The sequence below is a fragment of the Mucilaginibacter sp. P4_G9 genome (genome assembly GCF_056400985.1).
The window spans coordinates 17,243-27,172 of record NZ_JBFUKF010000028.1 but is presented as its reverse complement, the minus strand read 5'-3'; the positions used below and the strand labels follow the sequence as shown (position 1 = coordinate 27,172).

General features: G+C 41.1%; 12 protein-coding genes and 1 tRNA gene. 8 read left to right on the top strand and 5 right to left on the bottom strand.

Going from position 1 to position 9,930, the window contains the following annotated elements; genetic code table 11:
* From AC1DPZ_RS04930 to AC1DPZ_RS04905, 6 genes are all read left to right on the top strand, one after another.
* Window positions 1–577: TonB-dependent siderophore receptor (locus AC1DPZ_RS04930; RefSeq protein WP_477401648.1), on the top strand; the 577-nt coding region annotated here is incomplete at its 5' end.
* A gap of 1 nt (window position 578) precedes the next feature.
* Window positions 579–1,736: a PepSY-associated TM helix domain-containing protein gene (locus AC1DPZ_RS04925; RefSeq protein WP_477401647.1), complete on the top strand. Its 1,158-nt coding sequence runs from the start codon at window positions 579–581 to the stop codon at window positions 1,734–1,736.
* 166 nt (window positions 1,737–1,902) lie between these two features.
* Complete coding sequence (locus tag AC1DPZ_RS04920; protein ID WP_477401645.1) at window positions 1,903–2,463, top strand: RNA polymerase sigma factor; 561 nt, start codon at window positions 1,903–1,905, stop codon at window positions 2,461–2,463.
* The gene (locus tag AC1DPZ_RS04915; protein WP_477401644.1) at window positions 2,460–3,026 is read left to right on the top strand and encodes a hypothetical protein; all 567 of its coding nucleotides are present in this window, start codon (window positions 2,460–2,462) and stop codon (window positions 3,024–3,026) included. The genes AC1DPZ_RS04920 and AC1DPZ_RS04915 overlap by 4 nt, the downstream gene beginning before the upstream one ends.
* The gene (locus AC1DPZ_RS04910) at window positions 3,007–4,443 is read left to right on the top strand and encodes a DUF4097 family beta strand repeat-containing protein (protein WP_477401643.1); all 1,437 of its coding nucleotides are present in this window, start codon (window positions 3,007–3,009) and stop codon (window positions 4,441–4,443) included. Before AC1DPZ_RS04915 ends, AC1DPZ_RS04910 begins: the two co-directional genes overlap by 20 nt.
* An 81-nt stretch (window positions 4,444–4,524) precedes the next feature.
* Window positions 4,525–5,301: a TerC family protein gene (locus tag AC1DPZ_RS04905; RefSeq protein WP_477401642.1), complete on the top strand. Its 777-nt coding sequence runs from the start codon at window positions 4,525–4,527 to the stop codon at window positions 5,299–5,301.
* A gap of 171 nt (window positions 5,302–5,472) precedes the next feature.
* Here the strand turns inward: AC1DPZ_RS04905 and AC1DPZ_RS04900 are convergent, their stop codons facing one another.
* Window positions 5,473–6,039 carry an RNA polymerase sigma factor gene (locus tag AC1DPZ_RS04900; RefSeq protein WP_477401641.1) on the bottom strand — a complete coding sequence of 189 codons (567 nt, stop codon included), beginning with the start codon at window positions 6,037–6,039 and terminating at the stop codon, window positions 5,473–5,475.
* Window positions 6,040–6,293: 254 nt separating this feature from the next.
* Window positions 6,294–6,893, bottom strand: a complete 600-nt coding sequence (locus AC1DPZ_RS04895) for a Crp/Fnr family transcriptional regulator (RefSeq protein ID WP_477401639.1) — start codon at window positions 6,891–6,893, stop codon at window positions 6,294–6,296.
* Between the two features lie 444 nt (window positions 6,894–7,337).
* On the opposite strand from AC1DPZ_RS04895, the gene AC1DPZ_RS04890 reads away from it, so the two are divergent.
* Window positions 7,338–7,928 (top strand): hypothetical protein, encoded by a 591-nt coding sequence (locus AC1DPZ_RS04890; RefSeq protein ID WP_477401638.1) that lies wholly within the window; start codon window positions 7,338–7,340, stop codon window positions 7,926–7,928.
* Between the two features lie 151 nt (window positions 7,929–8,079).
* Here AC1DPZ_RS04890 and AC1DPZ_RS04885 read toward each other — a convergent pair.
* A tRNA-Asn gene (locus tag AC1DPZ_RS04885) sits at window positions 8,080–8,153 on the bottom strand.
* A gap of 85 nt (window positions 8,154–8,238) precedes the next feature.
* Here AC1DPZ_RS04885 and AC1DPZ_RS04880 point away from each other — a divergent pair.
* The gene (locus tag AC1DPZ_RS04880; RefSeq protein WP_477401637.1) at window positions 8,239–9,153 is read left to right on the top strand and encodes a PfkB family carbohydrate kinase; all 915 of its coding nucleotides are present in this window, start codon (window positions 8,239–8,241) and stop codon (window positions 9,151–9,153) included.
* A 107-nt stretch (window positions 9,154–9,260) separates the two neighbouring features.
* Here AC1DPZ_RS04880 and AC1DPZ_RS04875 read toward each other — a convergent pair whose 3' ends face one another.
* Both AC1DPZ_RS04875 and AC1DPZ_RS04870 read right to left on the bottom strand, forming a co-directional pair.
* On the bottom strand, window positions 9,261–9,497 hold the full coding sequence (locus tag AC1DPZ_RS04875; RefSeq protein ID WP_477401635.1) for a cytochrome b5 domain-containing protein: 237 nt from the start codon (window positions 9,495–9,497) through the stop codon (window positions 9,261–9,263).
* Window positions 9,497–9,826 (bottom strand): lycopene cyclase domain-containing protein, encoded by a 330-nt coding sequence (locus AC1DPZ_RS04870; protein WP_477401649.1) that lies wholly within the window; start codon window positions 9,824–9,826, stop codon window positions 9,497–9,499. Before AC1DPZ_RS04870 ends, AC1DPZ_RS04875 begins: the two co-directional genes overlap by 1 nt.
* Window positions 9,827–9,930: the final 104 nt, after the last annotated feature.

Genomic DNA, 9,930 nt, shown 5'->3' with positions numbered 1-9,930 from the left:
GCTTGAAGGCGGTGTTAAACTCGACCTGTTTGACGGCAAATTAACCAGCACGGTGAGCTATTACGATATTAAGGTTAAAGATATAAGCCGTCCTTCGGCAACACCTAACCGTTACCTGCAGGATGGCACTCAATTGAGTAAAGGTATTGAGGCCGAAGTTATTGCAAATCCAATTATTGGATTGAATATAGTGGCGGGTTTCTCATACAATGATTCGAAATACGATGCCACCTCCAATGCCGATGTAGCCAATCGCCGCCCTACAACCGCGTCATCACCTTACCTGGCTAATTTTTGGGTAAGTTATCGGATATCAAAAGGCGGAGTTAAAGGCCTGGGCTTTGGCTTAGGAGGTAATTATGCCAGCGATAATAAGATTATCAATAGCGTAAGCCAGGGAGTATTTATTTTACCGGCATACACGGAATTTAATGCTTCGGCATTTTATGATCTGAGCCACTATAGGATCGGTGTAAAAATGGATAACCTTACCAACGAAAAATACTGGATAGGTTACACAACCGTTAATCCGCAAAAACTAAGGAACTACGCCCTTACATTTACCTATAAATTTTAACATGACGTTTAAAAAAGTCATATTATTTATACACCGCTGGCTCGGCTTTATAGCCGGGCTGGTGGTGTTTATTGTAAGTATTACCGGCTGTATTTTTTGTTTCCAGGACGAGATCCAGGATGCCATACACAACTACCGCAGGGTAGAAGTACAGCATAAGCCATACCTGCCTCCATCAACCCTAAAAGCCGAAGGGTTAAAAGGGCATCCCGGCGCTACAGCAAGCTATATGTATTACTATGGTGTTGACAGGCCCGCGGCGCTATTAGTAAATTTGCCTAAGGAGCAGGGGATGTTATATGTATACATGAACCCCTATACCGGGCAGGTTACCCATACAGAAAATCCGGCGCGGAACTTTTTTATTATTGTTGAGTACATCCACCTTTACCTGCTGCTGCCTGCCAATGTTGGCCGGCTGGTAGTGGGCATATCTGTTATTGTTTTTATTGTGCTGATGATAGCCGGCATTATCCTCTGGTGGCCCAAACGCAAAAGCGACTGCAAGCGCAGTTTCAACATTAAATGGAATGGCCGCTGGCGTAGGGTTAATTATGATCTGCATAATGTGCTGGGATTTTATGCAACCGGTATTGCCATTATATTGGCATTGACAGGTTTATCCATGGTTTTTGAATCGGTGCGGGAAGGTATTTATACAACCGCTAACCTGGGTAAAGCTTATCCATCAGAAAAAGTATCCCTAAAATCCGACTCCCTGTTAAAAACGAGGGTGGATAATCGCTTTGTTATTGATAAGGCATTTGTACAGGCACAAGCCAAATCGCCGCAGGCGCAGATGTTCCTGATCTATGACGATGCTTCGGCAGCAGGAACTGTGGGTATCACTGCCTATGCCAAAAGCCTGCACTTTTATAAAAGCGATGGCTATGAGTTTGAAAAGTATACAGGCAAACTGTTAAAACAAACTCCACATATACAAAAAAGCCCCGGCATGAAGATGAACGATATGAATTACGATCTCCATGTTGGCCAGGTGCTGGGTCTGCCCGGCAAGATCACCGCTTTTTTGGCCAGTCTTATCTGCGCCTCACTGCCGGTAACGGGTTTTATTATCTGGCTGGGCAAACGTAAAAAAGGCAAATCAAAAAAAGTAAAAACGCTGGTGCACCGCAGGGTACAAAAGCAGCATACTTGAAAAGAGATTTAAACTTAATAGGTTATATTGTACATCGTCATTGCTTCATTCAGCAATGACTTTTTTTTTGCTATATTCCATTAAAATCATCATACTCAAAAAAAATCATCCAATCGTGCMACGTTGTAGAATACCCTGCGTCTATTAAACTGAAGCTTAACACAACTTGGAAGCAATATTTATAGATAAGCATTACAGCCTGGTGGCAGAGTGTAAGCAGGGAAGTAAAAAAGCCTGTTATGAACTCTACCGTTTATATTCAAAAGCGATGCTGAACGTCGCCTTTAGGATAGTGGGCAATATTGGCGAAGCCGAAGATGTTTTACAGGAGGCTTTCCTTGATGCGTTTAATAAACTCAAAGATTTTAGGCAGGAAACCACATTTGGTTTATGGCTTAAGCAAATAGTGGTTAACCGGTCAATAAACCAGTTGCGTAAACGCAAACTTGAGCTGATAGAACTGGACGGCAATCATTTGGAGAATATCCCCGATGAGGAAGCTACCGATGATGATGAAATACAATACCAGGTAGCAATGGTAAAAGAGGGCATGAAACAATTGCCGGATGGTTACCGGGTAGTAATATCGCTCTACCTGCTTGAAGGGTACGACCACGAGGAAATAGGACAAATTTTAAATATATCAGAAAACACCTCAAGAACACAGTTCCTGAGAGCAAAAAGAAAACTAATGGAAATTTTAAACAGGAAGGGAAATGTGTCATGAGCAAGCGATTTGAAGATTTCATGAAAAATAATCACGAAGATTTTGACGAGATAGAACCATCGGCAGACCTGTGGGGCAAAATAGAGGCGCGTTTAAACGTGCTGGAGGCTGCGCCAAAAAAGCGCGAAGCCAAAACCTTTTCGCTCGCTTTTGTGCTAAAGGTGGCCGCATCCATCGTTGTGGTAATGGGGATATGCTTCGGGGTGTATATCCAAGGTCAAAAAGGCCCAAAAAACGTTGACCTGGCTGCTATCAATCCCGAGTATGCCAAGCAGCAGATACATTATGCATCATTAGTTAAAACGCAGCTTAACCAGCTTAAAACAGCATCAAAAGGCGATCCGCAACTGCTTAAGGAGTTTACCGCCGAAATTGCCAAAATGGATTCGACCTATAAAAAATTGAATAATGATTTAGCTACCAGTCCTAACCAGGAACGTGTTTTACGTGCAATGATCCGGAACTTGCAAATACAAACCGAGGTGCTTAATCAGCAACTAAATGTGATAGAGCAGTTTAACGAAACGAATAAAGATCAAAAAAATGAAATCAAAAATATTTAAACCTTTCCTGTTTGCCTTAATGGTTTTATTAGCCATTAGTACAGCAAATTTTGCGCAGCAAAAAAAGCCGGTAAAGCCTACAAAGCCTGCTACGCCAAAAGTTGCCCCATCAGGTGATGATGACGACGATGATTCGGCAATAGATGATAAAAATTATCAGCAGAAAATGAAAGACCTGCAAGTAAAGATGCGCGATCTGCAAAAGCAAATGAGCTCACTTAACAAGCAGAAGTTTAACAAAAGCATGAAGCTGAACATGAAGAATTTTAACAAAAGCTTCAAGCATTTTGATAAAAACTTTAAGTACGATAGTTTAAAACGCTTTGCTTTTAAGTTTAATGATAGCATGTTAAACTTCGCCTATAAATTTGATACCAAAATAGCCCCTATGATAGCTTATGGCTTTAAGGATTTTGATAAAAGCTTTAACTTTAGCTATGATAGCAACGATGACGATAATGATAAACAGGCACAAAGCGGTGATGAAGTTGTAAAAACCAAAAGCTACAGCAAAAGCTATAGCGTTGATGCCAACGATATAATTAATATCGACAATAAATTTGGTAAGATAACCGTAAACACATGGACCAAAAATGAGGTAAAAGTTGACGTGCAGATAAAAGTAACAACCAACAATGAGGATAAGGCACAAAAGCTGTTGGATAATGTAAACATAAAGGATAGTAAAGACGGTGCCGGAGTATACTTTAAAACCTCAATCGATTCTGATGAGGATAATAATGGTTCATGGGGTTCTTTTTTTAAAGGAAATCGTAACTCGGCGCGTTCAATTGAGGTGAACTACACAGTGTATATGCCGGCCAAAAGCCCTTTAACTATCAGCAATAAATATGGTAGTACCGATTTGCCCGACCTTAGCGGCAAGCTTATCATCAATAACTCGTTCGGTAGCCTGGTAGCTAAAGCATTGAGCAACTCAGGTAACCAGATCAGGGTAAAATATGGCAATGCAACTATAGGCAACCTTAATGGCAGCGATCTGGATGTAGCTTATGGCAGCTTAAGCCTGGGCGATTGTGATAAACTTAATGCACATTTGAGTTACAGTTCGGCAAAGATAGGCCGCATTAAAACCTCAGGAAATATCAACGTTAAATTTGGCGGAGGGATTAGTATTGAGGATATTGATAAAAACCTGAAGGAGCTGTCTGTAAGGTCGTCATACTCCAGTATAAAACTTGGTCTGAGCGATGACCAGAGCGCCGATTTTGATGTAACCGTGCACTACGGCAGCTTTAATTATGGCAACCGCGATGTAAGTTTAACCAGTAAAACTCCTGCCGACGGTGAACGTGGATTTAACCCTACCAAAAACTATAAAGGCCATTTTGGTAAAGGAGGCACCGATAAAACCATTACAATTAACTCCACATTTGGTAGTGTAAACTTTGATTAATTAATAAATTCATCCTTTTACGCAAGCCTCTGCCCTAAAAAGCAGGGGTTTTGTTATTTTTGGCCTAAAAGCGTCGCACCTATGAATTTAGAAATATTTGCCCAGGCAGAAACATGGATCTCGTTAGTTACCCTTACCCTGTTAGAGATTGTTTTAGGGATAGATAATATCGTATTCATATCAATACTATCTGACAAGCTGCCTGTAAAGCAACAGGCCAAAGGGCGTAGGGTAGGCTTAGGCATGGCCATGATTACCCGGGTATTGCTGCTGTTATCCATCAGTTGGGTAATGACACTTACTGCAACGCTTTTTAACCTGGGGCATCTGTTTAATGTTACAGACGTAGATTGGGCTGAAAAATTAGCTATTTCGGGCCGCGATCTGATCCTGATCATAGGAGGCTTGTTCCTGATCTATAAAAGTACGGCCGAAATCCACCATAAAATAGAAGGCGAAGAAGAAGGCAGCGAAAATGTAAAACCCCAGGGCTTTGTAGCAACCATCATCCAGATCATGCTGCTGGATATCGTTTTCTCATTAGATTCGGTAATTACAGCCGTAGGCATGGCCAGCCATGTGGAGATCATGATACTTGCAGTTGTAATAGCAGTAGGCATCATGATGTGGTCATCAAATGGTGTGGCCTCTTTTGTAAACAAGCATCCAACGGTAAAAATGCTGGCGCTGTCTTTTTTACTGCTGATAGGTGTTTCCCTTTTAGCCGAAGCCTTTGAGCAGCATATCCCTAAGGGGTATATCTACTTTGCCATGGCTTTTTCGATGCTGGTGGAGATGCTGAATTTGAAAATGAAGGCAAAGAAGGCACAAAAGACTGTTGATAAAGTTCAAAGATAAAGCTTCAGAATAGCAAAAGCCCAGGGTATCCGGCGCATCCCCGGCTTTTAATATCACATCTCTCGAACACTCCGGGATGAATATTCTTTTAAAGCGCCCATTCGGGTAATTATGAGCGTTGTCAGCTTCACTGAGCGTTTATGGTCAAATATGTACCATCACAATGTGGCTTTAAGCCAGGCAACGCTCCTCGCGCATGGTCAGTTTACCTATCATATCTTTAAGGATAGTTCTTGCACGATATAACGTAGTACGAGATAAAAGTTCGCTCATACCTAATGAATTACCAATTTCCTGGTGCGAGTAGCCTTCAATGGCATACATATTAAATACCGAACGGTAAGTTTTAGGTAGTTTTTGTATCAGCTTCATCAGGTCTTTTGCTTCAAGACCATTATCATTGTAAGCTTTGTTTACCGGCATTACGGTATCTGCGGCAAAATCTTCAACCAAAACAATTGGCTTTAATTTGCGATAGCGTGATATAGCGGCATGTACCATAATACGGCGTACCCAACCTTCAAGGCTGCCGTCGCCCCGGTAGTTGTTCATGTTTCTGAATATTTTGATAAAGCCTTCCTGTAGTATATCCTGTGCTTCATCTTTGTCTGTAGCATAGCGCATACAAACAGCCAGCATCCTTGGTGCTAATAGTTTGTAAAATTGTTCCTGGCATTTACGTTCGTTGCGTAAGCATCCTTCCCAAATTGTCTGTAAACGGTCGTCGGCGGTATTCATTGTGTATTGTGTTTATATATAATGCCAATGCCAATACCAGTGCCATTTTATAAATAATTGATTATTAGATATTTAATTAATTGGGGTTTTTGTAAACTGTTCGATAGCGGACGGTGATTGTGCACATGCGGACAGAATGCTGATTCGTCCTGGAATAGCTATGCAGATTGGTGAGTAAATCCTGTAATTACTATACAGTGGATTCGGTTAGTCCTAAGATGGACCATACAGTTTTTTTAAGATAAGGATATATCTTATACAGCCTTTTTATTTTCAATACGCTTCCTGATCCGACTCAGTGAAGGGTTTGTGATACCGAGGTAAGATGAGATGTGATAAGCCGGGATACGCTCAACAATATCCGGATGTTCTTCCAACAACCTGATATAGCGTTGTTCATGAGAGAAAAAAATGAATTCTTCTGTGCGCGTTTGCGCGATATTAAAGAATAATTCGGCCAGCAACCTGCCGAATTTTCCCCAGTTAGGATGGGTTTCATAAAGACTGTTAAGGTCCTTATAGGAAATGAAGAAAATTTCCGAATCTTCCATCGCTTCGATAAAATACCAACAGGGGTTGCGTGATACGAAACTCCTAAAAGAAACGACAAACTGATTTTCCGAGAAAAAGAATATGTTCTTATCTTCTTTTGTATCCGGGTCACGAAAGTAAATCCTGAATATGCCTTTGACTATCAATCCAAGGTCATTGCAAACCATGCTTTGCATGTTGAAAAAGTCCCCTTTATTTATTTTCCGCGCTTTCCAAAATGGCTGGCTATCGCTAATGTCTTTATCACTCAACGAGGCAAAATTCCTCAGATGCTGAAAGACGATATCGTTTTTATCGGTCATTTGATCATTGTATAAATTTGTCTATAAAATTATGATCCGGCTATTATTAAACCAGCAATTCAAACTCAGCAAAAGCCGTCAATCTTCCAGCGTAGATTTTTAACCTAAACTAACAAAGAAATTCTTTTAATGCTTTTGGTTCGGTTGACTTGGCAGCTTTGATCGTACATAAATATTTATAGGCATTGGTGGTACTTGCATCACCTCTGCAACCAATTCGTCGATAGCTGTGCTGCGTTAACAATCCCTGCTAAACAATCACTGTTAAACAATCCCTCAAATATAATCTGAATATAACGTAAGCATTTTCACTTAAGTGAAAATTTGCCACCGCATTAAAACTGTAATTGTACCGTAATGTTTATCTGCATTTTAACTTAAGTGAAAAATGTGCCAGATAATACCGGAGAACTTTGAAATCATAAAACATTTAAAATTTTAATTATGACATCAAATTCTCAATCTAATGCAGTAGTTGGCAAACAGGCCGTTGAAACTGCCAGATCATTACGCAAGCTTTATTTTATCCGCGCAGCCTTTTCGGTGGTCTGGGTGATTCTTATTACCCTTTTTGCAAAAACATCTATGGGGGGTTCCAGCGTTTTACTGATCATCTATCCGGCCTGGGACGTAGTGGGCACGTTCCTCGATATTCGCGCCAATCACGGCAGCCCGTCTAAAACACCACAATATGTAAATGCTGTAATCAGTGGCATCGCTACTGTAGCTGTAAGCATCGCTGTACAGAAGGGCGTTCCTGAAGCATTGATGGTTTTCGGTGCCTGGGCAATTGGAACAGGATTGATTCAACTGATCTTAGGATTACGCCGCAGAAAATTTTTAGGCGGGCAATGGCCTATGATCATCAGCGGTGGCCAGTCCATAATCGGCGGCACTTCTTTTATCCTGCTGGCACACGACCCGACAAAAGGCATTACCAGTCTGGCCGGGTATGCCGCATTTGGCGCCTTTTATTACTTGCTTGCTGCATTTCGTCTGTCTAAGACAGTTAATCGAGGTACTGCAACAGTCTAAGTAAACCAAGAAATTGAAAATTGTTGCTATAGCCCCGTATTCGCCAAAAAAGTGAAATTCCCATATTACAATGGAAATCATAATCGCATCAAAAGGCTTTTTATATTGAAATAGAAAGGGCAAGCGACCGTTTTAACGTGCTTGCCCTTTGCTCCTGAGGCTGGGCTCGAACCAGCGACCCTCTGATTAACAGTCAGATGCTCTAACCAGCTGAGCTACTCAGGACTATTTTCCGTTTGGAGTGGTGCAAAAGTATAATTTCTGCGGTAATTTCACAATATTTGCGACAAAAAAATTAAAAATATTTTACATGAGTTTGTTAGTTATTGGTACTGTGGCATTTGACGCTATTGAAACACCCTTTGGGAAGACAGAAAAAATCGTTGGCGGGTCGGCCACCTTTGCAAGTTTGGGCGCATCTTACTTTTATGATGATATAAATATTGTTGCTGTGGTAGGTGATGACTTTCCGCAAAGCGAAATCGAAGACCTTAATAAACATAATGTAGATACTGAAGGGTTGCAAATTAAAGAAGGCGAAAAGTCATTTTTTTGGAGCGGGAAGTACCATAATGATATGAATAGCCGGGATACGCTGGTTACCGAACTGAATGTTTTGGCCGATTTTGACCCTATCATTCCCGATTCATACCAGGATTGCGAGTTCCTGATGCTGGGTAACTTATCGCCACAAGTACAACAAAGTGTTATAAACCGGTTAACCAACCGCCCCAAACTCATTGTAATGGATACCATGAACTTTTGGATGGACATTGCACTCGATGAGCTTTTAAAAACTATCAGCATGGTTGATATTTTAACCATTAATGATGCCGAAGCCCGCCAGCTATCAGGCGAATTCTCATTGGTTAAGGCTGCCCGCAAAATATTAACCATGGGACCTACATATCTTATCATTAAAAAAGGCGAACATGGTGCCCTGCTTTTTCACGAGGATAAAATATTCAGCGCACCCGCCCTGCCGCTGGCCGAAGTGTTTGATCCTACAGGCGCCGGCGACACCTTTGCCGGGGGATTTATCGGCTATATGGCCAAAGTGGGCACAGTGAGCTTTAATAACATCAAAAACGGGATTATCTTTGGCTCGGCACTGGCCTCATTCTGTGTCGAAAAATTTGGCTCCGAAAGATTAAGAAATTTATCACAACAGGAAATTACAGCCCGTATACAGGAGTTCATAAGCCTGGCAAAGTTTGAGTTATAAGAACCTCATGCAGCCAGCTCTAATGGAGAGGGCTTTTGATTTGCAAATTTGCATGTTGTTTGAAACCTACGAAGTTTCCAAAACTTCGTAGGTTTTCTATTTCGGGGCTATTTAAGTTTCCCTACTTTCTCAAATTTTTCAAACACCGTTTCTGTATGCGGAGCATCCACAAGCTCTGGTGTTAAATCCTGGCCGGCCCAGTGCTCATAGTGTTTGCCATTGCTCCATAGGCGGCTTTCGGTTACATCGTATATAATGCCTTTATAGGCCACCCAGATCTGCGGCTTATCCTGCCCGTTACGAAGAGCAAGTTGTGATCGGGTATATTCAGGCAAATGAGTCATTAGCTTTGTTTTTTAGCCTTAAAATATTCAAAAAAGCCGATGTTCATCAACAGCAGGGCCATTAAATAAAAATGATCTTCTACAGGGATCGTCCCTGCCCTTATGCCTAAATTCTCGTTATTATTGTAAAGTACTATTGGTATTGAAGTTAAAAAAACATTTACAATATAAAACGGAATAAGTGCAACCATATAAGCAATATAGAACCTGTTAAGCCAGCTTACCTTGATAGCGTATTGTAATATCAACAACAATACCAATAATAGCCCCAAAGTAATTGCTGTATAAATCCTGTCATAATAAAATATTAGCCCGGATATGCATAACATAACTAATAAACTATTAATAATACGGGTTAACGGGGTATTTATCCTCCATCTGGTGTAATAGTTTAGGCAGGCATATATGAAAAGGCATGCGAAGGGTACTGTTA

Coding starts and splice junctions, on each gene's coding strand:
- AC1DPZ_RS04925 (WP_477401647.1), top strand. CDS start 579: ATGACGTTTAAAAAAGTCATATTATTTATACACCGCTGGCTCGGCTTT.
- AC1DPZ_RS04915 (WP_477401644.1), top strand. CDS start 2,460: ATGAGCAAGCGATTTGAAGATTTCATGAAAAATAATCACGAAGATTTT.
- AC1DPZ_RS04910 (WP_477401643.1), top strand. CDS start 3,007: ATGAAATCAAAAATATTTAAACCTTTCCTGTTTGCCTTAATGGTTTTA.
- AC1DPZ_RS04905 (WP_477401642.1), top strand. CDS start 4,525: ATGAATTTAGAAATATTTGCCCAGGCAGAAACATGGATCTCGTTAGTT.
- AC1DPZ_RS04900 (WP_477401641.1), bottom strand. CDS start 6,039: ATGAATACCGCCGACGACCGTTTACAGACAATTTGGGAAGGATGCTTA.
- AC1DPZ_RS04895 (WP_477401639.1), bottom strand. CDS start 6,893: ATGACCGATAAAAACGATATCGTCTTTCAGCATCTGAGGAATTTTGCC.
- AC1DPZ_RS04890 (WP_477401638.1), top strand. CDS start 7,338: ATGACATCAAATTCTCAATCTAATGCAGTAGTTGGCAAACAGGCCGTT.
- AC1DPZ_RS04880 (WP_477401637.1), top strand. CDS start 8,239: ATGAGTTTGTTAGTTATTGGTACTGTGGCATTTGACGCTATTGAAACA.
- AC1DPZ_RS04875 (WP_477401635.1), bottom strand. CDS start 9,497: ATGACTCATTTGCCTGAATATACCCGATCACAACTTGCTCTTCGTAAC.
- AC1DPZ_RS04870 (WP_477401649.1), bottom strand. CDS start 9,826: ATGTTATGCATATCCGGGCTAATATTTTATTATGACAGGATTTATACA.